The organism is Paenarthrobacter sp. NPDC057981 (assembly GCF_042886835.1).
In the GTDB taxonomy this organism is placed as follows: Bacteria; Actinomycetota; Actinomycetes; order Actinomycetales; family Micrococcaceae; genus Arthrobacter.
Genome location: NZ_JBHVQI010000017.1, coordinates 68,389 through 91,161 on the forward strand (window position 1 = coordinate 68,389; position 22,773 = coordinate 91,161).

At 62.8% G+C, this 22,773-nt stretch carries 25 protein-coding genes and 1 tRNA gene; 16 read left to right on the plus strand and 10 right to left on the minus strand.

The genetic code is table 11. From position 1 onward, the window contains the following. Window positions 1–85 precede the first annotated feature (85 nt). Entirely contained in the window at window positions 86–475 is a 390-nt protein-coding gene (locus ACFVSI_RS15505; RefSeq protein ID WP_387825378.1) for a response regulator transcription factor, read from the plus strand. Window positions 476–480: 5 nt separating this feature from the next. Here ACFVSI_RS15505 and ACFVSI_RS15510 read toward each other — a convergent pair whose 3' ends face one another. Both ACFVSI_RS15510 and ACFVSI_RS15515 read right to left on the minus strand, forming a co-directional pair. Beyond that, the gene (locus tag ACFVSI_RS15510) at window positions 481–939 is read right to left on the minus strand and encodes a Clp protease N-terminal domain-containing protein (protein WP_387825381.1); all 459 of its coding nucleotides are present in this window, start codon (window positions 937–939) and stop codon (window positions 481–483) included. Between the two features lie 25 nt (window positions 940–964). Continuing rightward, window positions 965–1,168 (minus strand): hypothetical protein, encoded by a 204-nt coding sequence (locus ACFVSI_RS15515; protein ID WP_387825384.1) that lies wholly within the window; start codon window positions 1,166–1,168, stop codon window positions 965–967. A 175-nt stretch (window positions 1,169–1,343) separates the two neighbouring features. Here ACFVSI_RS15515 and ACFVSI_RS15520 point away from each other — a divergent pair, with 175 nt between their 5' ends. The 3 genes from ACFVSI_RS15520 (at window position 1,344) to ACFVSI_RS15530 (ending at window position 3,281) form a co-directional block, all read left to right on the plus strand. Next, the gene (locus ACFVSI_RS15520; protein WP_387825387.1) at window positions 1,344–1,991 is read left to right on the plus strand and encodes a hypothetical protein; all 648 of its coding nucleotides are present in this window, start codon (window positions 1,344–1,346) and stop codon (window positions 1,989–1,991) included. A 4-nt stretch (window positions 1,992–1,995) separates the two neighbouring features. After that, entirely contained in the window at window positions 1,996–2,499 is a 504-nt protein-coding gene (locus ACFVSI_RS15525) for a DUF2306 domain-containing protein (RefSeq protein ID WP_387825390.1), read from the plus strand. 518 nt (window positions 2,500–3,017) lie between these two features. After that, window positions 3,018–3,281 (plus strand): hypothetical protein, encoded by a 264-nt coding sequence (locus tag ACFVSI_RS15530; RefSeq protein ID WP_387825393.1) that lies wholly within the window; start codon window positions 3,018–3,020, stop codon window positions 3,279–3,281. Between the two features lie 15 nt (window positions 3,282–3,296). On the opposite strand, the gene ACFVSI_RS15535 is transcribed toward ACFVSI_RS15530, so the two are convergent. The 4 genes from ACFVSI_RS15535 to ACFVSI_RS15550 all read right to left on the minus strand — a co-directional run bounded on the left by ACFVSI_RS15535 (window position 3,297) and on the right by ACFVSI_RS15550 (window position 4,816). After that, complete coding sequence (locus ACFVSI_RS15535) at window positions 3,297–3,566, minus strand: hypothetical protein (protein ID WP_387825396.1); 270 nt, start codon at window positions 3,564–3,566, stop codon at window positions 3,297–3,299. Continuing rightward, the gene (locus tag ACFVSI_RS15540) at window positions 3,563–3,799 is read right to left on the minus strand and encodes a hypothetical protein (protein ID WP_387825399.1); all 237 of its coding nucleotides are present in this window, start codon (window positions 3,797–3,799) and stop codon (window positions 3,563–3,565) included. The genes ACFVSI_RS15535 and ACFVSI_RS15540 overlap by 4 nt, the downstream gene beginning before the upstream one ends. A gap of 332 nt (window positions 3,800–4,131) precedes the next feature. After that, a complete protein-coding gene (locus ACFVSI_RS15545; RefSeq protein ID WP_387825402.1) occupies window positions 4,132–4,314 on the minus strand; it encodes a hypothetical protein in 183 nt (60 codons plus the stop codon). Continuing rightward, a complete protein-coding gene (locus ACFVSI_RS15550; RefSeq protein WP_387825404.1) occupies window positions 4,307–4,816 on the minus strand; it encodes a hypothetical protein in 510 nt (169 codons plus the stop codon). The genes ACFVSI_RS15545 and ACFVSI_RS15550 overlap by 8 nt, the downstream gene beginning before the upstream one ends. 485 nt (window positions 4,817–5,301) lie before the next feature. Between ACFVSI_RS15550 and ACFVSI_RS15555 the strand changes: the two genes are divergently transcribed. Both ACFVSI_RS15555 and ACFVSI_RS15560 read left to right on the plus strand, forming a co-directional pair. Continuing rightward, window positions 5,302–5,763 carry a helix-turn-helix domain-containing protein gene (locus ACFVSI_RS15555; RefSeq protein WP_387825407.1) on the plus strand — a complete coding sequence of 154 codons (462 nt, stop codon included), beginning with the start codon at window positions 5,302–5,304 and terminating at the stop codon, window positions 5,761–5,763. A gap of 6 nt (window positions 5,764–5,769) precedes the next feature. Continuing rightward, window positions 5,770–6,378, plus strand: coding sequence for a putative toxin-antitoxin system toxin component, PIN family (locus ACFVSI_RS15560; protein ID WP_387825410.1), 609 nt, complete (start codon window positions 5,770–5,772; stop codon window positions 6,376–6,378). A gap of 96 nt (window positions 6,379–6,474) precedes the next feature. Here ACFVSI_RS15560 and ACFVSI_RS15565 read toward each other — a convergent pair. Together ACFVSI_RS15565 and ACFVSI_RS15570 are read right to left on the minus strand one after the other, a co-directional pair. Next, a tRNA-Thr gene (locus ACFVSI_RS15565) sits at window positions 6,475–6,551 on the minus strand. 162 nt (window positions 6,552–6,713) lie between these two features. Then, the gene (locus ACFVSI_RS15570) at window positions 6,714–7,592 is read right to left on the minus strand and encodes a DsbA family protein (protein WP_387825413.1); all 879 of its coding nucleotides are present in this window, start codon (window positions 7,590–7,592) and stop codon (window positions 6,714–6,716) included. A gap of 176 nt (window positions 7,593–7,768) precedes the next feature. Between ACFVSI_RS15570 and ACFVSI_RS15575 the strand changes: the two genes are divergently transcribed. The 5 genes from ACFVSI_RS15575 (at window position 7,769) to ACFVSI_RS15595 (ending at window position 14,440) form a co-directional block, all read left to right on the plus strand. After that, entirely contained in the window at window positions 7,769–9,268 is a 1,500-nt protein-coding gene (locus ACFVSI_RS15575; protein ID WP_144662835.1) for a trehalose-6-phosphate synthase, read from the plus strand. Continuing rightward, the gene (otsB, locus tag ACFVSI_RS15580; RefSeq protein ID WP_387825418.1) at window positions 9,258–10,055 is read left to right on the plus strand and encodes a trehalose-phosphatase; all 798 of its coding nucleotides are present in this window, start codon (window positions 9,258–9,260) and stop codon (window positions 10,053–10,055) included. Before ACFVSI_RS15575 ends, otsB begins: the two co-directional genes overlap by 11 nt. Window positions 10,056–10,261: 206 nt before the next feature. Then, window positions 10,262–11,344, plus strand: coding sequence for an ABC transporter ATP-binding protein (locus ACFVSI_RS15585; RefSeq protein WP_262277492.1), 1,083 nt, complete (start codon window positions 10,262–10,264; stop codon window positions 11,342–11,344). A gap of 88 nt (window positions 11,345–11,432) precedes the next feature. Next, a complete protein-coding gene (locus ACFVSI_RS15590) occupies window positions 11,433–13,022 on the plus strand; it encodes a beta-N-acetylhexosaminidase (protein ID WP_387825422.1) in 1,590 nt (529 codons plus the stop codon). Continuing rightward, the gene (locus ACFVSI_RS15595; protein ID WP_274262604.1) at window positions 13,019–14,440 is read left to right on the plus strand and encodes a DUF4032 domain-containing protein; all 1,422 of its coding nucleotides are present in this window, start codon (window positions 13,019–13,021) and stop codon (window positions 14,438–14,440) included. The genes ACFVSI_RS15590 and ACFVSI_RS15595 overlap by 4 nt, the downstream gene beginning before the upstream one ends. Here the strand turns inward: ACFVSI_RS15595 and ACFVSI_RS15600 are convergent, their stop codons facing one another. Both ACFVSI_RS15600 and ACFVSI_RS15605 read right to left on the minus strand, forming a co-directional pair. Beyond that, on the minus strand, window positions 14,441–15,124 hold the full coding sequence (locus ACFVSI_RS15600; protein ID WP_260842513.1) for a GntR family transcriptional regulator: 684 nt from the start codon (window positions 15,122–15,124) through the stop codon (window positions 14,441–14,443). Between the two features lie 52 nt (window positions 15,125–15,176). Continuing rightward, a complete protein-coding gene (locus tag ACFVSI_RS15605) occupies window positions 15,177–16,643 on the minus strand; it encodes a chlorohydrolase family protein (RefSeq protein ID WP_387825426.1) in 1,467 nt (488 codons plus the stop codon). Between the two features lie 142 nt (window positions 16,644–16,785). Here ACFVSI_RS15605 and ACFVSI_RS15610 point away from each other — a divergent pair, with 142 nt between their 5' ends. The 5 genes from ACFVSI_RS15610 (at window position 16,786) to ACFVSI_RS15630 (ending at window position 22,761) form a co-directional block, all read left to right on the plus strand. Next, the gene (locus ACFVSI_RS15610) at window positions 16,786–17,853 is read left to right on the plus strand and encodes an ABC transporter permease (RefSeq protein ID WP_387825430.1); all 1,068 of its coding nucleotides are present in this window, start codon (window positions 16,786–16,788) and stop codon (window positions 17,851–17,853) included. Between the two features lie 35 nt (window positions 17,854–17,888). Further along, the gene (locus ACFVSI_RS15615; RefSeq protein WP_387825433.1) at window positions 17,889–19,613 is read left to right on the plus strand and encodes an ABC transporter substrate-binding protein; all 1,725 of its coding nucleotides are present in this window, start codon (window positions 17,889–17,891) and stop codon (window positions 19,611–19,613) included. A gap of 73 nt (window positions 19,614–19,686) precedes the next feature. After that, window positions 19,687–20,688: an ABC transporter permease gene (locus ACFVSI_RS15620; RefSeq protein WP_144662842.1), complete on the plus strand. Its 1,002-nt coding sequence runs from the start codon at window positions 19,687–19,689 to the stop codon at window positions 20,686–20,688. Continuing rightward, window positions 20,685–21,731 (plus strand): ABC transporter ATP-binding protein, encoded by a 1,047-nt coding sequence (locus ACFVSI_RS15625; RefSeq protein WP_387825436.1) that lies wholly within the window; start codon window positions 20,685–20,687, stop codon window positions 21,729–21,731. The genes ACFVSI_RS15620 and ACFVSI_RS15625 overlap by 4 nt, the downstream gene beginning before the upstream one ends. A 7-nt stretch (window positions 21,732–21,738) precedes the next feature. Beyond that, window positions 21,739–22,761 (plus strand): ABC transporter ATP-binding protein, encoded by a 1,023-nt coding sequence (locus ACFVSI_RS15630; protein WP_387825439.1) that lies wholly within the window; start codon window positions 21,739–21,741, stop codon window positions 22,759–22,761. Window positions 22,762–22,773 lie beyond the last annotated feature (12 nt).

Consider the following 22,773-nt stretch of genomic DNA (forward strand, 5'->3'; position numbering starts at 1 on the left):
ATGGGTACTCGCTTTTTGACACTTTCGGAGCTGGAGCTACTTGCTCGCGCCGGAACCCCTACACTTGGGCTTGAAGGGGGTGCACATGACGTCACGAGGGATCTGCGTTGTCATCGAAGATGACCACGACATCCGCGACCTCATCGACCTGATCCTGAGCGCCGAAGGCTTCGAGGTCCACGCGTTCGAAACGGGAACCGAAGGCGTGATGGCTGCCGAGCGTCTGAACCCCACCCTCGTGACCCTGGATCTGGGGCTTCCAGACATGGACGGCCGTGAGGCGGCAAAGCTGATCGCCGCCGTTTCCCCGGCACCCATCCTGATGATCACGGCGTTCGCTGAGCGGGAGGATGAACTCCACGGCATCGCCTCTGGCGCTTCGGCTTACCTGATCAAGCCATTCCGGCCCCGGCAACTCCGGGAAGCCGCACTGGACTTGACTCCCCACGAGCTGGCTCCCACCCCGCTGGCGTAGTTCGGCTATTGAGCCATCAGGCGGTCGCGAACGGCCGCGCGATCCACCCTGAGTTCTTGAAGCAGGGCGGTCACGGGGTCGTGCTCCCCCCTCTCCAGTAGTGAAACCACAAGGTTCGACGCCGTGATCTTCCTGGATTTCTGGTCCACCGCGGATTTCAGCAGCGCGGCCATGACTTCCTTGGCGCCGGAACTGAAGGGAGGCTTCCTTCCACGGGTCGGCATCGCTGCCCGGGTCAGGTCTTTGCTGTCGAATCCGATGGCCTCCAACGCAGCGGCGTCCAATCGCGCCGCCGCCTTCCGGGCATCCTCGAGCGAGACTCCCAGAGCCTCGGACGGACCACGTTCGTGGAGGGCGCCCAGCAGAAGGTGCTCGGTTCCCATCCTCTTGTCGCCCAGGCTGCGAGCCTCCTCCATGGCATACCCGACGATCCGACGGGTGTCATGCGTAAATTGCTCAAACATGGCTCAACTCACTCCCTGTAGTTGCTCATTCCCTGTACTTGGCATGCACCGATTGCCGGGACACCCCTAAGGCGTCACCGATCTGCTCCCACGTCCAGCCCTGCTCGCGGGCAGCCCGGACGTGGACGGCCTCGACCTGTTCGGCCAGGCGATGAAGGGCACCCACGGCCCGCAATCCGACGGCGGGGCTGGTGGAGTGGATCTGCTGGGACAGTTCATCGGCTTCCATATCCGTCAGGCTAGACTGACAGGATGGGGTTGTCAATGCAGACTGACAGGATGCTTTGGCTGTCATGGCTTGCCGTCGCAGCTAGACTCATCATCAGAAGGACGGATTGGGGGATCCATACGACGCGAAATCGTCGTTCCGCTGGTCGGTCGAAACCAGCGAGCAAAGGACTACTGTGGCCTTCTTCCAGGATTTCCCCCTCCCGACGCAGCCACAACGTGGCCGCCAGGTCCGGTACGTTCCACCACCGTGGTCCGGCGCACCCCGCTACGAGCTCCCCGCGCTGGTCCAGGTGGGCCAGTTCCTGCACTACAGCCCGAGTCGCGTGATCGCCGTCAAGGGCGTCGAGGTCTTCTCGACCGGATGCAACATCGACCTGACCTGGATCATCCGCCGGGCCGCCGAGACCGACGAGGAGTGGGAAGCGCTCAACGGGGTGTTCTTCCAGCACGGATTCCGGCCGAAAGCCGGCCAGAACCTGCTGGATGTGCTGTTTCTGTTCGGCGTCGAACTCCCTGACGGTTCCCGCGCCTTCACCGGGGCTCACGGAGGCAACCGGTACATGGACCCGTCCCAGCAACCAACGGCTCCCGTCCTGACCTTCAACGGCGGTGGTGGCAGCGGCGGGGATGACGAACTGGCAGGCTCGGGATCGCTCTGGCTATGGCCCCTGCCCGAGGCCGGCAACCTCCGGATCGTCACGCAATGGCCCGCCCTCGGCATCGATGAAAGCTCCCTGATTCTCGACGGCGGACAACTGCGGACCGCGGCCGCGGGGGCCAAGGCGTTCTGGACCGACAATTCCGCGGGAACCCAGGGCTGAACCCATGGCATCACCGTGGACCGTGCTTATCGCCCTGCACGCCATCGCAGCAGGCTACGCGCTGATCTTTGGCGCAGTTAACCTGCTTCGCCGCAACAAGGGCACATCAGCCCACAAGATCCTGGGCCGCATCTGGGCAGCGAGCATGTACATAGTGGTGCTCAGCTCCTTCGGGATCCGGACCATCGACGGCGGATTCAACTGGCTGCATGCCCTCTCCGCGCTAACGTTCTGCACCCTCACCCTGGGTTTGTGGGCGGTGCGCAAAGGCAACATAGCATCCCACCAGCGATTCATGACGGGCAGCTATTTCGGGCTCGTTGGAGCCTTCATCGGAGTCGTCGCCGTACCCGAACGGCGCTTGCCGCAGATGGCCGTCCACGACATCGCTGGACTCGCCCTCTGGGTTGCCGCGCTGGCGCTCACTGCTGGACTGACTGTTGCAGGATTGGCGCAGCTGCGCGGGACAGCCGATGGCGTTCTCCAGTCCCGCAAGTCCGACGCCTAGCTTCCTGAAGGCCGTTGCGACGAGCGTTGCAGTCTTGAGAACAAGCAGGCCGGATATTCTCATTTTCCCTTCAATATGAGAAAACTACCTCTTAGTCTTCTCAAAGGAACCCGGGACTCCAGGGAGGACCGGGAGCCAGTAAGAGGTTGGGCGGATCCACGCAGCCCGGTTGCCACCGCCGGGTCTACCTCTGGACGTGCCGCGTCAGCAAGATCGTGCTTGACTGAAGCGTTATAACCTAAGTCAGGTTTTCCCGGCTATTGTTATTTGACAACGCAACCTAGGTTATGGATGGCTGAATGACCTCATCACGGGTCTTCAGTCAGTTCTCGGCGGCGCCTGGAATCCGTCGACGTTCAAAGGTCTCCTAGGTCCCTGACCACAGGGCAGTTCCGGCACCTCGTCGTTGGAGTCCTAAGCAAGTTACCCTCGACCAGGTGAGCTGGAACGGAAGCTCGGGCTGGTTCATGGCAGGATTGCTCGGTGAATAGCGAGATGTCGCGCGAGGTGCCGAAAACGTGAGAATCGGTTCGGCGGAGGCTGTAAGTGCGTGGCTGGCCGATAACGCATCCCTTACGGAGTCCTTGCTGACAAACTTGAGCCCGGAAAACCACGGCTACTCAGTGGAGATCGTGCTCCGGCGCATCACCGACCGATTGGGCCGACTCCACGAAGAAGAGTCCGATGTGGTCTTTCGGCTCGACGCCGTAGAGGAGCTCAGTCTCGTAGGCAACTTGAATGCCGTCATGATTAAAACCCCGACAGGATCAACAGGGGTTTAAGCGCGGTCAGCACAGTCACGTTGGCACCGGAAGGCAGCACGTACCGACTTCACATCCGCTGGGAAGACGACCGGATCGTTGAGGTGCTTGCCCACCGCTAACGACGAGCCGCTCGATCAAATGGAGGCCCTCGACGGTTGCGAGCATTTCGCTGCACACGGTTTTCGTGGCGTTCAGCAGCATTTCTTCGGCGGCGATGCCCTGCGCGTAGGAGCGGCGTACGTCATCTTCATGCAGAAGGTGACCGTGCAGCCAAGCTCCGGCGATCTCCTTGTTCGACGTCATGGGCGCCGATCGAGTTGCACGGGGCCGGCCCTGCCGATAGTCAGGGTCCGCCTCCCGACGGATTTCGCACCAGTGACAGGGCTGACGATCATATTGAACGACAGCGTCCATGCAGCATGCTTCGCGAGTAGTTGCTTGTCTGCGGCCAAAGAGTGCTCTTGGACCAAGCGTGCGCGCAGCACGGACTTTGACAGGGTCCGCAAAGCCGCATTCTTCCGTGCTTCGTTGGACATGACCATCACCTCCCCCTCGCCTCGCTCAGTTCAGTCCGTCGTGATTCTGCCGCACCGCGAAGCGGGTAGTCGGACGGCAGCTCCGGAAACACTGTCAGCGAATCCAAGTGATGGCGGAAACCAGTCAGCATAGCTTGGAAGTGGTAGCCCGCCGGTCCCCATCGGCGGGCTTTCCTGCGTCAGTTTTGATTCTCGAGTGCCTGCAGTTGCGTTTCTGCTTGCTGCAGCAGTTGCTCGGCTTCCTGCTGGCTGTAAGGCGTGACATGGATCCACTCCCAGCCTGCCCCGTAGTAGTCGTCATAGACGGCAATGCGCGCGATCCGAAGTAACCGTCACAGCGCCGCCAGGGAGAGGGCAGTACCGGCTTCCATCTGCGCCATGAGCTCCTGCCGCCATGCGGTGAAGGCGGCGGCGTCGTCAAAGCCGTGCTGCCGTGCGAAGACGTCGGAGGCTCTGGCTGGCCCTCCCCAGACACCAAGTGCCGTGTGGAAGAACGTCCGCAGTTCCTTATTCAACGTTCTGACTTGTCTGCCCGCGGCCGGAGTCCGGTTCGGTGGCGTCCGGTTTGAGCCGCAGGAGTCGGATCGTCTGCACGATGAGGCCGAACTGGAGGAACAGTATGAAGTACGGGAAGCTGCCACTGACCTCAACGGTGTCGACGATGCTCAACAGATCGGACGCCAAGCTGATCACCGCGATGACCAGGGCAGCGGTAAGCGGCATCAAGGACGGGCTTCTGCGGGCGAGAATGTTCCAGATTCCGACCCCAACCAGCGCCAGAATGAGAAGAACGACAAGGGTATCCGCCACCACGACCTCGCTCTTTTGGCTCGCGGTGAGGGTTTCGAGAAGATAGCCGTAGGTCGAGTACGCCCAGATCATGCTGTAGATGTTGAACGCGCCAACAACAAGAAGGGCGATTCCGACGCTGGTTCGTCCCTTGCGGAGTTGTTTCGTGGCCGCGGTTGGCGCAGCAGTTGTAGGTAAGTCGCTTGGGCGAGGAAGTTGCAGGCTCATACGGGTTCCCTCTAAGAGTGCAGGGAGTACCCAGTGCGCCCCCATCGGGATCAATGTAGCAGTCGGCATCCAGCCCCAAGTTGTGGTTACCTCTGACCTTGGGATTATTTCGGAAGAAGTTCCACTGCCCGTCGACCCAGAGAGCACTGTGGAAGTGGTGATCACATCATTGACCCGGTCGGTCACTACTGGAAGGTGGACTTCGAGATCATCGGCAGCCGGGAGGACGGGCCGGCCGTCTGCGTAGTGCACCGCACCGAACCGATCGGCATCCTGGCGTCGACGACCCGTCAGGACGAGCACGGCATCGTCTGGGGGCATTCCTGCGGACCGGCCAACGCCGGGGCCGCCTGCCGAGGTCTTGGAGAAGCTCGGACTCCAGCCTGCCGCTGTCGCTGCCGCCGCGAGGGACTTCCTATGAACAAGAGCCTGCAGCCATCCTCCTATCGCTTGTGTGTTCGAATTTTTCGATTATCCTCAAAGGTATGACTGCACTCTTGCCGGACCACACAGTCCTACCTCCCGCGAACGAAGACGCGTTGCCTGCTGTCGCAGAAGCACTGCACCGCAATGACCACGCTGCGCTGGTGACGGGCGATGGTTCCACGCTGGAACTGCCGGCAGAGGTATACGAGGCATTGCGCGACGTCGTGACGGCAATGGCCGGCGGTCAGGCCATCACTATCGCACCTCACAACACCGTGCTGACGACCCAGGAAGCGGCGGATCTGCTCAATATGTCCCGCCCCACTCTGGTGCGGCTACTCGAAGCGGGAGAGATCCCATTCACGCAGCCCGGCCGCCACCGCCGCGTCTATCTCGCGGACGTGCTGGCTTATCAGCAGCGGCTTCGAGAAACGCGACGGGAAACCTTGGATACCATGACCAGAGATGCCGCGGAAGATGACTCCTATGCCAAGCTGAACACCTTCATCGAAACCCGCTAAGCGTCCATGGCTTTCAGAGTACTTATTGACGCGTGCGTCCTGCTGCCCTATCAGCTCTGCGATCTGCTCCTTCGCCTTGGCGAAACGGACATTTACCAGCCGCTATGGTCCGACCAGATCCTGGAAGAAGTTGAACGCAACCTGGTCACATCCTTGGGCCGGACGGAGCAGCAGGCCGCCCGTCGTGTAGGGCAGATGCGAAAAGTCTTCCCGCACGCAACCGTGATCGGATATGAGGCCTTGGTCCCGGCCATGACAAACGATCCCAAGGACCGCCATGTGCTGGCCGCAGCCATCCACGGACAAGTTGCACTCATCGTCACGGCGAACCTCAAGGATTTCCCAGCCGAGGCTTTGGCGCCCTATGGCATCGAGGCGGTGCACCCGGACGAGTTTCTGCTGGACCAGCTCGACCTCTACCCGCAACAAACAACCCGATGTCTGCAACAGCAGCGAGCCGCCTACAGGAACCCGAGCTTCACCCGGTCCGAGTTCTATAACAGTCTCAGCCAGACAGCACCACAGTTTGCTGATGCCGCTCAGGAATCAGAAGGAGCGGGCGTTTATCTGGAGTTTGTTGCGGGCACCGCGCACGGAACGGTCCCGGGTGGGTGATCACTGGTGCGAGGGGCACGGTCGGCCACCTCAGGGGTCAGCTTGAGGTCCCGGACAAGTGGTACGCCCGCAGGCGCGTCGTGGTTCCGGGTTCGTTGGAGCCTCCTGTCGGATTCGAACCGACGACCCCCGCTTTACAAGAGCGGTGCTCTGGCCAACTGAGCTAAGGAGGCGCGCTCCGGTATCCCGGAGCCACGCTAAAGAGCGCTAGATAAGGGTAGCCCAGACCATTCCCTTCAACGAAATCTGCCTGAACCAACACCCGGCTGAACCACAGCGGCCGGCCACCCCATAACGCAAGGTGACCGGCCGCCGTCGTAATTCAACTAAGAGGCTTAGCCCTTTGCGGTGATGGCGGTCTGGATCTCGGCGTTGAGGTCGGTGCTGCCGTCCCACTGCTTGCCGTCGACGAAGACGGTCGGAGTGCCCGTGATGCCGATTGCTGCGGCCTCCTGGGTGGCAAACTTCACCCACGGACGGTACTGCTTGCTGTCCACGCATGAGTCGATGTTGGCAGCTCCAACCTCCGTGGCCATGGCCTTGAGGTCCTTGTCGGAGATACCCGCACTTCCTTCGGCCGGCTGACGCTCGAAGAGCAGGTTGAAGAAGTCCGCGTACTTCTCAGGGGAGGTGTTCGCTACGCAAGCTGCTGCGTTGGCAGCGCGGGAGGAGTAGTTGGTGGTGGACTGCTGGTCCAGGAACCCGAGGGCACGGTACTCGAGGGAGATTTTGCCGTCGTTGCGGAGCTTGGTCAGCGCATCACCGTAAGTGGTTTCGAAGCGCTTGCAGATCGGGCAGATGAAGTCGATGTAGGCAACCACCTTGACGGGCTTCCCGGCCTCGGCCTCGCCGCCGGGCACGGTCACCGTGGCAGGCTTGGTGGCAGGAGCGGAGGGGACGTCTGCCAGGTTGACTGAGCTGGGCTCAGACTTCTGAACTTCGCTGCCTGCCAGCAGCGTGACGCCGCCGTGGACGTTGCCGTTGGCCGGCGTCGGGCCTTGATCGGCGATCGGGGCGTTGTTCTGGATATTGCCGACAACCACGGCTGCGATGATCGCAACAATGACGACGATGGCAACCACGATGCCCCAGCCGACCAGAAGCTTGTTGCGCTTGTCCTTCTTCAACTGTTCTTCGCGGATTGCCCGCGCTTTCTCCCGTGCCTGGGCGGTGCGTTCAGCCTTTGACAGGCGGGATTCGTTTGCGGGGCTCATCAGTTCCTCGGGTTACTCGACGTCGTAGTGAATAGCTAGGGCAACGGGGACAGTTTACGGGAGCCAACTTGGAGCTCCACCGCATACCCTCCCGTCCGGTTGTTGAACGATCAACCGCCGGGGAAGATTCCGCTAGTAGGCTGGGAGTTGAGTCACAGCAACCCCAGGGAGCATTAATGCAGGAACCGGCAAGCGAAAAACTCACAACCGAGCAGGGCACTCGGTCGTCTCCGACCAAGAAGCCCACGGCGAGCAAGTTCGAGTTCATGGTGGTCTCCAACAGACTGCCGGTGGACCGTTGCAATGACGACGGAGACGACGGCGGAGGTGGCTGGCGCCGTTCGCCCGGCGGTTTGGTCACGGCTTTGGCGCCAATGATGACGAAGTCCGACGGCGCGTGGGTGGGTTGGCATGGCGCCCCGGATGAGACCGTGCGCCCGTTCAGCCACGAAGGCATGGACCTGGTCCCGGTACAGCTGAGCAGCCATGAAGTTGAGCTGTATTACGAAGGCTTCTCCAACGCCACCATCTGGCCGCTGTACCACGACGTAATCGCTCCGCCGGAGTTCCACCGTACGTGGTGGGATTCCTACCGTGCCGTGAACAAGAAGTTCGCCGACGCCGTCATCCGCCACGCTGCCGACGGCGCCACCGTTTGGGTCCAGGATTACCAGCTCCAGCTGGTTCCCCGCCTGCTCCGTGAAGCCCGGCCGGACCTCAAGATCGGCTTCTTCAACCACATCCCGTTCCCTCCCCCGGAGATCTTCGCGCAGCTCCCGTGGCGCCGTGACATCATCGACGGCTTGCTTGGAGCCGACCTTCTCGGTTTCCAGCGGCCCAGCGATGCCGGCAACTTCATGCGCTCGGCTCGCCGCTTCCTAGGTGCCAGCGTCAAGCAGCAGCAGGTCCACGTGAAGGGCCCGGACGGCGAAGTCACGCATATCGCCAGGGCGCAGGCTTTCCCGATCTCCATCGACGTCGACCAGATCCGCGAGCTTGCAGGCCGCCCGGACATCATTGAGCGCGCCAAGCAGATCCGCAAGGACCTCGGCGATCCCAAAACCATCCTTTTGGGCGTGGACCGCCTGGATTACACCAAGGGAATCGGCCACCGGCTGAAGGCTTTCGAGGAACTCCTGGCGGACGGCCAGATCAAGGTCGAAGACGCCACCCTCATCCAGGTCGCAAGCCCCAGCCGGGAGCGCGTGGAGCAGTACCGGCTTCTCCGCGAGGAAATCGAAGGCACCGTGGGGCACATCAACGGCACCTACGACACCATCCAAAACACTGCAGTCCGCTACCTGCACCACAGCTACCCGGTGGAGGAAATGGTGGCCCTCTACCTCGCCGCGGATGTGATGCTGGTGACGGCACTGCGCGACGGCATGAACCTGGTGGCCAAGGAATACGTCACGGCACGCTCGGACGACGACGGCGCGCTTGTCCTCAGCGAGTTTGCCGGTGCCGCCGACCAGCTCAAGCAGGCGTTCCTGATCAACCCGCACGATATCGACGGCCTCAAGTCCGCGATCCTGCGGGCCGTGAACCTCCCGCCGAAGGAAGCACGTCGGCGCATGAAGCTGATGCGCAAGCAAATCCTGGACCACGACGTCGACTACTGGTCGGCTGCTTTCCTGGCTGCCCTCGAAGAGAAGGTGGTTCGGGATGACAGCTGAGCATCTGACCTTGTCCCCGGAGTTGCTGGACGCGGTGCGGCGCATTTCCTCCACTGAACACCTGCTGGTGGCATTGGACTTCGACGGAACACTGTCACCGATCGTTGACCGGGCCGAGGACGCACGGCCGTTGCCACGGTCGGCGGCGGCCTTGGAGAGCCTCGCCGAACTGCCACGCACGACGACGGCACTCATCTCGGGACGCGCCCTGGACAGTCTGCGGCTGGTCGCCTCTCCGCCGGCAGGCACGCTGCTGATCGGCAGTCACGGGGCCGAGGTGTGGCTGGGCGAAGGATCCCTCGGACTGGAACTCGACGATGACCAGCGGCAGAAACTGGCCGCCGTCCGTGAAGTCCTTGCCGAAATCGTGAACATCGCCCCCGGCACTGTGCTCGAAGACAAGCCCGCCGGGGTGGTCCTCCACACCCGGATGGCTGACGACGACGTAGCCGAGGACGCCGTCGAAGCCGCAACCAGGGTCCTCAGCAAGCACCCGGGCGTCTACCTGAAGACGGGCAAACGCGTGCTGGAAACCTCTGTGGTCCATGCTTCCAAGGGTGAGGCGGTGGAGTTCCTCCGGCAGGCAACAGGTGCCACGGCCATCCTCTTTGCCGGTGACGACGTCACGGACGAAGACGCCTTGGGCAGGCTCATGGGGGACGACGTAGGCATCAAAGTAGGCCTTGATTTCACCCAGGCGCAGTTCCGGGTGGAAGCTCCGGTCCATGTTGCGGAGTTGCTGGAAGCGTTGCTCAAGGAGCGTCGCCGCGTGACGGCCGAAGCCTAGAACGTGATCAAGTCAACATGTGATGTTCGTAACATTTAGGCGGTTACTCAAAAAGTCTGACATACTCTTGCTTGTGACGTGACGCACAGTAACCGTGCGGCGTTATGGATCCTCCCCGGCCCTCGGCCGGGGAGTTCAACTGAAGAAAATGAACCATTCACAACGGATCGTCCGGCACGTACCTGCCGGTGAAGGGATTGATAACTGTGGCTACAGTTACTTTTGATAACGCTACGCGTCTGTACCCGGGCACAGATAAGCCCGCCGTCGATAAGCTCAACATCGACATCGCCGATGGCGAATTCCTGGTCCTCGTTGGACCCTCCGGTTGCGGTAAGTCCACCTCCCTGCGCATGCTCGCAGGTCTTGAGGACGTGAACGCCGGCCGCATCCTGATCGGTGACCGCGACGTGACGGATGTTCCCCCGAAGGACCGCGACATCGCAATGGTCTTCCAGAACTACGCCCTGTACCCGCACATGACCGTTGCGGACAACATGGGCTTCGCTCTGAAAATCGCCGGCGTCTCCAAGGAAGAGCGCGCAGAGCGTGTCCGCGAAGCCGCCAAGCTTCTTGACCTTGAGCAGTACCTGGACCGCAAGCCGAAGGCACTCTCCGGTGGTCAGCGCCAGCGTGTTGCCATGGGCCGTGCAATCGTCCGTAACCCGCAGGTCTTCCTCATGGATGAGCCGCTGTCCAACCTTGACGCCAAGCTCCGTGTCCAGACCCGTACGCAGATCGCATCCCTGACCCGTCGCCTCGGCGTCACCACGGTTTACGTGACGCACGACCAGGTCGAGGCCATGACCATGGGTGACCGCGTAGCAGTCCTCAAGGACGGCCTGCTCCAGCAGGTTGACACCCCGCGCAACCTCTACGACCGCCCGCAGAACGTTTTCGTTGCAGGCTTCATCGGCTCCCCTGCCATGAACCTGCTGGAACTGCCGGTTGTCGACGGCGGCGTCCAGTTCGGTGGAACGGTTTACCCCGTGCCGCGCGACGTCCTCGAAGAGGCACACGGCCAGACCGTCACCGTCGGTTCCCGCCCCGAGGACCTCGAGACCGCTCCGCAGGGCGAAGGCCTCCAGGTTGAGGTGGACGTCGTCGAAGAGCTCGGCGCCGACGCTTACGTCTACGGCCACACCGTCCTCGATGGCAAGAGCCACGACATCGTTGCACGCGTCGACGGCCGCCGCCCTCCGATGAAGGGTGAGTCCATCTTCGTCCGTCCGCAGTCCGGCCACGTGCACCTGTTCGACACCAAGACGGGCCTGCGCCTGGGCGACTAATCGCGTCTGTACGTTCCGCAGTGTGATGGCGGCCCGACCCTTCCGGTCGGGCCGTTATCACGTTAACCTTCTTCCCGGAAAGAACGGCATGAACACCACAGACAACCTGATTCCCCGGCCCTCCCACGTTGCGCCCCAAAACGGCCCGGCCTTCACCCTCGCAGCCGACGCAAGGATCGTAGCCAGCGGCTCCGCCACGCAGCCCGCCGAACAGCTGGCCGCGTTGCTCCGCTCTGGCACGGGCCATGAACTGCCCATCGTCGAAGCTTCCCGCCCCGGGGACATCGCCTTGGAGCTGGATGAATCGCCCGACGGCGGCCCTGAGGCTTATTCGCTGAACGTCGCCGTCGACGGTGTCCGGCTTACGGCCTCCACCCCTGCGGGCCTCTTCAATGGAGTACAGACGCTGCGGCAGCTCTTCCCGGCCGCCATTGAGGACGGCTCCGGCGCCGGCGACGCCGGCACCTGGGCGGTTCCCGCCGTCGAAATTTTGGACGCCCCCCGCTTTGGCTACCGCGGGCTCATGCTGGACGTTGCCCGGAACTTCCTCACAGTGGAGGAGGTGAAGGAGCAGATCGATGTCATGACCCAGTTCAAGTTCAACGCCCTCCACCTGCACTTGACCGATGACCAGGGCTGGCGGATCGAGATCCACCAACCGGCGGAGAGCCCTTCCGGCCTGGACTACCGGCAGCTGACGGCGATCGGCGGGCAGGGCGCTGTGGAGGTGCCAACGGCAATTCCGCCGCGGGGCACCTCCGGCTTCTATACCCAGCAGGATTTCAAGGACCTCCAGGCCTATGCCGCCTCCAAGAACGTGGTGGTGATACCTGAGGTCGACCTTCCCGGCCACGTCAACGCGGCCCTCGCGGCTATCCCCCAGCTCAACCCGGACGGTCAGGCCAAGCCCATGAGCACCACCTCGGAGGTGGGATGGTCAACGTTGAGTGCGGACCTGCCGGTGACCTACGAATTCGTCCGCGAAGTCCTCGGCCAGCTTGCCGCGATCACGACCGGCCCTTATGTGCACATAGGCGGCGACGAGGCCCACCTCACCGGGCACGATGACTACATCACCATGGTCCAGGAGTTCGTTCGGATCGGCGCGGAAACCGGCAAGGCGGTGGTCGGCTGGAACGAGTACGCCGCCGTCGAGCTTCCAGAGGGTTCGGTGATCCAGTACTGGTTCGGCGATCTGGACGCGACCGTCCGGAAAGCCTCCGCTACCGCACCCACTGTGATCATGTCCCCCGCGGCCAACACGTACCTGGACCAGAAGTACTCTCCGGAAAGCCCCATCGGCCTCGAATGGGTTGAGGGCGGGCCCTTCGCCTGGGCCGAGTACTACAACTGGGATCCGGCCCAGGGCGGCCTGCACGACGAACAAATCCTGGGTATCGAAGGACCACTCTGGACCGAAACTGTGCGCAACAACCAACAGGCACAGTGGCTCCTGTACCCCCGGGCCATTTCCCTTGCGGAAGTCGGCTGGTCCGAACAGGAGGTCCGCAACGCCGGCGACTTCCGACGTCGGCTGGGCGCCTTTGGTGAGCGCCTCGCCAAGCAGGGGGTCGTCTTTCAGGAGGCCCCCGACGTCGAATGGTCGGCAAAGCCGGCAGATCCCTTCCCGGCGCCAGGTGCGCCGGGATCCCCCGAATACGGAACAATTGAGGCATGAGCGAGCAAAACGAAGCCCAGTGGCACGACGAACCAACCGACTACGGGCAGATCGGCAAGCTCCCCCGGACCGAGGCCGCAAGTGCACAGGATTCTGCGCCTCCGGCCAGCGTCATTGGTTCGCTGAACATCACGGCCGCGGCCGCCGACCCTGAGCTCCTGGACCTGCCGTGGCACATCGCCCTGGAGGATTGGCCAGCCGAGTACTTGGCTGCGCTCCCCCGCGGTATTTCCCGGCACATCGTCCGTTTCGCCCACTTGGGCGGCTCGGTGATCGCCATCAAGGAAACCTCCGAGCACGTAGCACGCCATGAGTACCACATGCTGCGCAAACTCGCCCGTCTGGACGTCCCGTGCGTGGAGCCCGTGGCCGTCATTACGGGCCGCACCACAGCCGATGGCAAGCCGCTCAACCCCGTGCTCGTGACCCGGCACTTGAAGTTCTCCATGCCGTACCGCGCCCTGTTTTCGCAGATGCTCCGCAAGGACACGCTGACCCGTCTGATCGACGCGCAGGCGCTGCTGCTGGTCCGGCTGCACCTGATTGGCTTCTATTGGGGCGACGTTTCCCTGTCCAACACGCTGTTCCGCCGTGATGCGGGCGCCTTTGCGGCGTACCTTGTGGATGCGGAGACGGGCGAGCTCTACCCGGACCTGTCCATGGGCCAGCGGGAATACGATCTCGAGATCGCCCGTGTGAACATCGCCGGCGAGCTGATGGACCTCCTCGACGGCGGGCTCATCGAGGAGAAGGTGGATCCAGTGGCCACCAGCGAGCTGATCATGGGCAGCTACCGCCGGCTCTGGACAGAGCTGACTGAGAAGGAATCGTTCGAACTGGGCGAGCGCTGGCGCGTGGGTGCCCGCATCCGTCGCCTCAACGAGCTCGGCTTCGACGTCGAGGAATACGCCATCAAGACCACGGCGGACGGCTCCACCATCCAGCTTCAGCCAAAAGTCGTCGACGCCGGCCATCACCAGCGGCGGTTGCTGCGCCTTACCGGTTTGGATGCCCAGGAGAACCAGGCACGCAGGCTCCTGAACGACATGGACCAGTTCCGCGCTGACAACAACCCGGATTTGGACGAGGAAATTAGTGCCCACATCTGGGTCAGCCAGATCTTCGAACCCATCGTGCGTTCCATCCCCAGGCACCTCGCTGGAAAGCTGGAGCCCGCGGAGGTGGTGCACGAAGTCCTGGAGCACCGCTGGTACATGAGCCAGAAGCAGGACCGCTACGTGCCCCTGGCTGAGACGGTGCAGTCGTATCTGGACACCGTGCTGCAGCACCGCCGCGACGAGGCAGCCATCATGTTGAACCCGGACACGGAACTGCTCAAGATCCTTGAGGTCGAGGTGGAAGAATCCGGCCGGTACGACGACGAAGAAGAAGACGCCTACCCCGACGCCGACGACTAGTCAGGGTTCCAGGGTCTCCGCGAGACCGGCCAGTACGGGCTCACGGCCCAGTTCAATGTGCGAGTACGCCAGGGAGTAGGCCAAGTCGGGCTTGCCCTTGAGGATCGCATTGCACAGCTCGGTGTGTTCGTCGCGCTGGAGTTCGTGGCTGCGGTTGTGGGTGAGGCCGAAAATCCAGCGCATGCGCCCGAACAACGGCTTCACCGACTCGATCAAGAGGCTGTTTCCGGAGAGGCGCACGATTTCGGCGTGCAGCTCGGCGCTGATCAAGGCGACGTCGTCAGTGCGGTCGTCGTCGATGGCCGCACGGGAGGCCTCCATGAGTTCCTCGAGCCGCCCGCCGTCGCCACCTTCGGCCACGCGGGTTGCAGCCATGCGGGCAGCGAACGTCTCCAGGCAGAGCCGGACGTCGAAGAGTTCATTGACGTCGGTGAGCGTCAGTTGTCGCACCACGGCGCCGCGGCGCGGAAAGGTGGCCACGAAGCCGTCCTGTTCCAGCCGCTGGATGGCCTCACGGACCGGGATGCGGGAGACGTTGTAGATCTCGGAAAGTTCACGTTCACGCAGTCGGGCACCCTGGGCGTATTTGCCTGTGACAATGCCTTCGAGCACCAGTTGGTACACGTTCTCCGCGCGGGCCTCGTCATCGCGGCCATTCCCGGTTTCCGGCGTCGCCTCAGCCACTGTGGAACTTCCCTTCAATCCTGCGTACGCTCCCGTCACCGGTCGGCGCCGGTCAGCGTTCCAACCGAGCATACACGGGAGGAAACAGCTCATCGGCAGGACGGTTCCTGATGTCACGTTGGCTGTAGGCCCGGCGCATCGTGTCGAAAAGTTCCTGCCCCCTGGACCGCCAGAAATCCAGGTCCACACCGTCGATGGCACCATCGGCCATGATGGTCCGTCCGGCTACTACTGACAGCACGGCCTGGCGGGCTGTTCCGTTGAGAAGGAGGGTTCGCAGCGGGTCCTCGTGTACGCCGTCGCGAATGTCCCCCAAGGAGAACGCCACCAAGTCTGCCTGGGCACCCGGTTCGAGCCGGCCGAGGTCAGGGCGCCTTAGCGCCTGCGCACCGCCCAGGGTTGCGGCGTCGAAGTACCCGGCGACGTCACCGGCGTCGTTGGTTCCGGCGAGGATTTTGGCGAGCTGAACTCCGGCATCGATGCCGCGAATGAGATCGGGCGGGAAAGAGTCCGAGCCCAGGGAGATGTTGATTCCCGCTTCCTTGTAGGCGTTGAAGGAATCCAGTGTGCTGCCGTAGCGCATGGAGGTCAGGGGGCAGTGGATGATGCTGGCGCCACTGTCGGCCAGCCGGGCGAGGTCTCCGCGGTCTTCGCCGTATACTGCGGGATTTCTGTCAGTGTAGGTGGCATGCGGTATCAGGAGGCGCTCGTTGAGCAGGCCAACCTGATCCAGGAGTTCCAGGGGCGTCATGCCGTGCCAGTCCATGATGAGCTGACGTTCAACCAGGCCTTGGAGCGAGTGAAGGCGCACCAGGACGTCCCATTCGGTGGAGGCAGCTGCAGTCTCCTTGAGCAGCTGGAGGTCCAAGGTCTCTATCCTGCAGGGAAGCAGTACTCCGTTGACCAAGGGATCGTTGAGTTCGTTGGCGTAGTCAATGAAGCGCAAGGCACCGGCCAGCCCCTCACGGCCGCGGTCGTCGTCGAACATCACTGAACGTTCACCGTTGGACAGCACCACGTTCACGCCCGAGCGATAGGCGGGGCCGAGGTATCCGCGCAGCCCCAGGCGCCGGCTGGTCTCCGCCATGCCCACCAGTTCCTCGACGGGCTCGGCCCATTCGGAGTGCACTTCGGAGGCAATGGGCATGTAGGTGGTGATGCCGTGCAGGACCAGCTGGATCAAGGCGTATTCGCGGATCTCCTGGCGTTCTTCGGCGGTAAAGACGTTGGCGCGGCGATTCCGGAAGTAGTCCTCCGACCACTGATGGCCTTTGGCCTGCTCCGGACCGGCCCAGCTGTCCAGGATGAGGTGGTCGATGTCCGTGAGGGCATCCAGGTCGATCAATCCCGGCATCAGCAGGGCATCGCCCAGATCACGTCGCTCATCCACCGGGCCGGCATAGTCATGGCCCACGTAGTCGATGGTGTGGCCGCTGTAGACCACGCAGGCGTTCTCGAGCAGGACATGGTGTCCATTGTGATGGCCCAGCACATAGCGGGCGGTGACCTTGGTGGGCACGGCAGCTCCTGTTTCCTGTCCGGGAAGGACAGCTCGTAATAGTCTCTGGTATTCCAAACAGTACATTATTTGTGATTTACATCGCATGAATCCTGATCTAATCTATTTTGGTATACAAGAACTCCGGAGCCCGCTCCAGATCATGAAACGAGCAGAACCGTTGACCCAAATACAGTCCGTCGAGCCCAACACCGGCAGCCCGCCGCTTCCACCAGCAACGACGCTGGCGACGACGCCGGAGGGCACTGCCGCCGCCACCGCCGAAGCACGATCCCTGCTCGCCACCGCGTGGATGAGGATCAGGCGCAGCAAGATCGCCCTCACCAGCTTGTGCGTCGTCGTGGCGATCATGCTGTTCGCGGTCCTGGCACCCGTGCTCAGCGCAATGTCCGGGAACGACCCCTTCACCTCAAACACCAGCCCTGAAGTACTGGACGATTTCCAGACCCCCGGGCTGCCCCTCCCCGGTTACATGTACCCCTCGGCCCAGCACTGGTTGGGCGTGGAGCCCGGCCTGGGCCGGGACCTCTTCGCCAGGCTCGCATACGGCGGCCAGGTTTCCCTGACCATCGCCTTGCTGTCCACGGCGGTTTCCGTGGTCCTTGGAACGGTCCTCGGCGCCGCCGCCGGCTACTTTGGCGGCAAGACCGACGCCATCATCAGCCGGATCATGGACCTGTTCCTCGCCTTCCCGCACCTTCTGTTGGTGCTCTCCCTCACGCCCATCCTGCAGTCACGCCTCCGCGACACCCCGCTGGGCGAAGGCAGCTTCCTCCCCATGGCCTCGCTCGTGATCATCCTTGGCTTCTTTGGCTGGGCCTACCTCGCCAGGATCGTCCGCGGCCAGGTGCTGAGCCTCCGCGAGCGCGAGTTCGTCGAAGCCGCGCGATCCTTCGGTGCGTCGCATTTGAGCGTCCTGTTCAAACAGATCATCCCCAACGTCATGGGTGTCGTCCTGGTCTACGCCACCATGCTGATCCCCACCAACATCTCCGCTGAAGCGGCCCTGTCCTTTCTGGGCGTCGGCGTCAAGGACCCCACACCGTCGTGGGGTCAGATGCTCAACGCCGCCCAATCCGGCAACTGGTACCTCAGCGATCCATGGTTCCTTGCCGTCCCGGGCGTCATGCTCATCGTCACCGTGCTGGCGTTCAACCTCCTGGGCGATGCCGTCCGGGATGCACTCGATCCCAAGGCCTCACGCCACTAACAAACCTCCGTTTCACTCACATCCCTAGGAGCATTATGAAAACCCCCACGAGAGCACTGGCGCTTTCCGTGCTGATCGCAGTGGCCGCTACCGGCTGCGCGGCAGGTCAAAACCAGCCCGGCAGTTCCAAGCCTGCCGAATCCGTCACCGAACTGGCGCCCGTTGTGGTCAAGTCCGGCTTCACCGGCAAGGGCGGCAACATCAACGTCCTGATGTCCTCGGACTTCCAGACCTTGGATCCCGGAAACAGCAACTACGTTCAGACCGCCAACGTCGGACAGCTCTACTACCGGACACTCACCATGGCCAAGGAAACGGCGGGGCAACCGCCGACAGTGGTGCCGGACCTCGCTACGGACACCGGCAAGGCTTCCGACGACGGCCTGAGCTGGACCTTCACCCTCAAGGAAGGCGTGAAGTTCGAGGACGGCACGCCCATCACTTCGGCCGACATCAAGTACGGCGTGGAGCGCACCTTTGCGCAGGACGTGTTCACCCAGGCGCCGCAGGAGTTGAATGCAGCGCTCGACGCCGGCGGGTACAAGGGGCCTTACAAGGATCCTTCCGCTGTGCTCAAGGCGGTTGAAACACCGGACGAGCGCACCGTGGTCTTCCACCTGAAGAAGCCGTTCGCCGAATTCCCGGCGCTGGCTTCCCGGTCCAACACCGCGCCGGTCCCCAAGGCCAAGGACACCAAGCTGGACTACACCAACCACCCGGTATCGTCCGGTCCGTACATGGTGGAGTCCTACAACCGGGGCAAGTCGTTGAAGCTGGTCCGCAACCCGCACTGGGATCCGTCCACGGACCCCAACCGTTCGGCGCTTCCGGACACGTTCAGCTTCTCCCTCTCCACGTCCCAGGCCACCATCAGCCAACAGCTGCTGGCGGACTCGGATCCAAACGCCATCACGCTTGATTCCAACGGCGCCCTGCAGACCTCGGACTCGGCGAAGCTCGCTGACGCCAAGGTCAAGGACCGTGTGGCATCCGGACTGCTTGGCTGCAACGACGTCCTGAGCCTGAACACGGAAAAGATCAAGGACCCGGATGTCCGTAAGGCGATCGCCCTGGCCCTGGACCGCCAATCGATTCTGGTGCAGTACGGCGGACGACGCTTTGGCGAACTGACCCAGAGCCCGCTGAACGACAAGATGCGCGGCTACGTGGAGACGCAGCTGGAACTGGATCCGGCCGGTAAGCCCAAACTCGAAGAAGCCAAGAAGCTGCTCGAGGGCAAGGAGTACCCCAAGACCCTCACTTACGGCTACGCCAACAACCGCGATGCTTTCAAGAACACCGGCACCGTGGTCCAGCAGAACCTGAAGGCCCTGGGAATCGAGGTGGAGCTCGTGCCGATTCCTGCCCCGAACTACTACTCGGTCCTTGCAAGCGAGCAGCTCCCGGACATGGGCCGTTCCGGTTGGTGTGGCGGCGCCGACCCGGCATCCGTCCGCACCTCCGCGGATCCGTTGCTGGGACCGAACAATGACGGCACCAGCTACGGCTTCTCCAACACGTCCCGCTACTTCGATCCCGTAGTTTCCAAGACGATGTTCGAGCTGCGCAACACGGACGGCTCCTCCGAGGAACTCGGTAAGAAGTGGTCGGAAGCCTTTGGTACGGCGTTGAAGACCTACCCGATTGTGCCGCTCATCCGCACCCACACCAACAGCGTGGTGGGCTCCAATGTCCGCAACGCACAGGTGGGCTACTTCTTCGGTGGCATCGACCTCTCGATCGTCGGCGTCGAGCACTAACTGCGCTTTCGAACCATTAGTCCAGAAGGAGAAGCGGGCCGCCTGCAGTAGCGGGCGGCCCGCAACCACCACCATGATGACGTTCATTCTTCGCCGGGCCGGATCTTTGGTCCTGCTCCTCTTCGCGGTAAGTTTCATCACCTTCACCTTGTTCCAGCTGGGACCGTCCGACCCCGCAGCGGCTGCCTGCGGCCAGGAGTGCACACCCGAGCGCGTCTCCGAGGCCCGTGTTGCCTTGGGCATGGATCAACCGTTTTTCATCCAGTACTTCGACTACATCCGAGGGCTCTTCTCCTCGAGGATGATCGGAGCCCCGGGGGCACAGACCCTCTGCGAATGGCCTTGCCTGGGCAAGTCCTTCCAAACCAACGAGAACGTCGCTGACATCATCGGCCGTTCTCTCCCCTACACGTTCTCCATGGCCATCGGCGCGTTGGTGCTCTGGACCATCACGGGCGTGGGGCTCGGCCTCCTCGCTGCGTTGCGCAAGGGAACTCCGGTGGACAAGTTCATCGTGGGGGCCGCCTCTGTGGGCGTGTCGCTGCCCATCCCCGTCACAGGCCTCTTCCTGCTGCTCTTGTTCGTCAACCAACTCCATCTGCTGCCCTTCACCACCAACGAGATCAACAGCCCGTTCGGTCCACAGGGTCCGGGAGCCTGGGTGGCCAATTACCTGCTGCCCTGGATCGCCTTGGCAGTGCTCTTCAGCGCCTCCTACATCCGGGTGACGCGCACCAACATGATTGAGACGTTCGGTGAGGACTTCATCCGCACAGCACGCGCGAAAGGCCTCGCACCCCGGACCGTCACGTTCAAGCACGGCGTCCGGGCCGGAATTACCCCGGTAGTGACGATGCTGGGCATGGACATTGGCCTCTTGCTCGGTGGCGCTGTCCTCACGGAGCAGATCTTCTCCGTCCCCGGGCTGGGTTTCACGGCAGTGCACGCCGCCATCTCCGGCGACCTCCCTGTCACCATGGCCATCACCATGCTGGCGGCGTTCTTCGTCATCGTCGCCAACGTTGCCGTGGACCTCGCCTATGCCGCCATCGATCCCCGAGTGAGGCTCCAATGACCCAGCTGCACACCGCAACAACATCGGCGAGCGCCACAGCTACCGCGCCTTTCCTTGAGGTCCGCGACCTGACCGTGAAATTCCCTACGGACGACGGCGTTGTCTCCGCAGTGAATGGCATGGACTTCACGCTGGATCGCGGCCAGACCCTTGGCATCGTGGGCGAATCGGGCTCCGGAAAGTCCGTCACCAGCCAGGCGCTGATGGGCCTGTTGAAGGGCACCTCGGCCAAGGTGACCGGCCAGGCAATGTTCCAGGGCAAGGACTTGGTGGCCCTGCCGGAGTCGGCCATGCGCCAACTCCGCGGCCGCAACATCGGCATGATCTTCCAGGATCCGCTCTCGGCCCTTCACCCCTTTTACACGGTGGGGCACCAGATCGCCGAGGCGTACCTGGTCCATAACAAGGCCAGCAAGAAGCAGGCCCGGGCTGCCGCCGTCGACATGCTGGGAAGGGTGGGAATCCCCAGCCCGGAGCAGCGCTACGACGAGTACCCGCACCACTTTTCCGGCGGCATGCGCCAACGTGCCATGATCGCGATGGCGCTGATTTGCGAACCCGAACTCCTGATCGCAGATGAGCCCACCACAGCCTTGGATGTGACGGTCCAAGCGCAGATCCTGGATCTCATGTCAGAGCTCCAGGAGGAGACCAACTCGGCGCTCATCCTCATTACCCACGACCTCGGCGTCGTGGCTGAGGTCTGCGACAACGTTTTGGTCATGTACGGCGGCCAGTGTGTCGAGTCCGGAACGGTGGACGAAGTCTTCTACGACACCCAGCACCCCTACACCTTGGGTCTGCTGAACTCGATGCCGACCCTCAACAGCTCCGCAAGCCAGCTGACCCCCATCCCCGGCCAGCCGCCGTCGCTCCTTGACCTGCCCAAGGGCTGCATCTTCAGCGCACGGTGCCAGTACGCCGACCTTGCCGGCGACGGCGTCTGCATCAGTCAACGGCCCGGGCTTCGCGTCGAAGATGGGCACGGCACGCGTTGCCACCTGAGCGGCCCACAGATCATCACCATCCGGAATTCCCGTTAGGACTGCCATGGAACAGCAAGCAATCCTCCAGGTTGAGAACCTGCAGAAGCATTTCCCGCTGAAGGGCGGCCTCCTTCCGGGCGCCCCCAAACGTTCGGTAAAAGCGGTCGACGGCGTATCGTTCAGTCTCGCCCGAGGCCAGACTTTGGGGCTGGTCGGTGAGTCCGGGTGCGGTAAGTCGACCACCGGACGCATGGTGGCCCGGCTACTGGATCCGACCGGCGGACGAATCCTGGTGGACGGCGAGGACATCAGCCAGCTGCGCGGCCGGGACCTGTACAACTTCCGGCGCAAGGTCCAGATGATCTTCCAGGACCCTTTCGCATCCCTGAACCCGCGGCAATCCGTGGGGACCGCCATCGCGGCTCCCATGGTGGCGCAGAAGATCAACCCTCCGGGTGGACTCAAGAACAGGGTCAAGGAACTCCTGGACCAGGTGGGCCTCAAGCCGGAGCACTACAACCGCTTCCCCCATGAATTTTCCGGCGGGCAGCGGCAGCGGGTGGGCATCGCCCGGGCCATATCACTGAATCCGTCGGTGATCGTGTGCGACGAACCTGTGTCCGCCTTGGACGTTTCGGTGCAGGCGCAGGTGGTGAACCTTCTGCAGCAAATCCAGCGCGACACCGGGGTTTCCTACATCTTCATTGCGCACGATCTCTCTGTGGTCCGGCACATCTCCCACGAAGTCGCTGTGATGTACTTGGGCAAGATCGTGGAACAAGGACCCCGTGATGCTTTGTTCAGCAACCCCTTGCACCCGTACACCAAGGCCCTGCTGTCCGCGGTCCCGCTGCCGGATCCGCGTGCTGCCCGGGAACAGGTGAAGGTGCGGCTCCGGGGTGATCTCCCCTCTCCCGCCAATCCGCCCAGCGGATGTGTCTTCCGGACCCGTTGCCCGCTGATTGGCACGCTGCCGGAGGAACAACGCCGGCGCTGCATCGACTCGATTCCTGCACCGGCCACCCCCGCCTCGCCGGCCTGCCACCACGTGGACAATGCCGCAAAAGTCTTGACCGCCGCGCAATAACCGGCAGTCAAT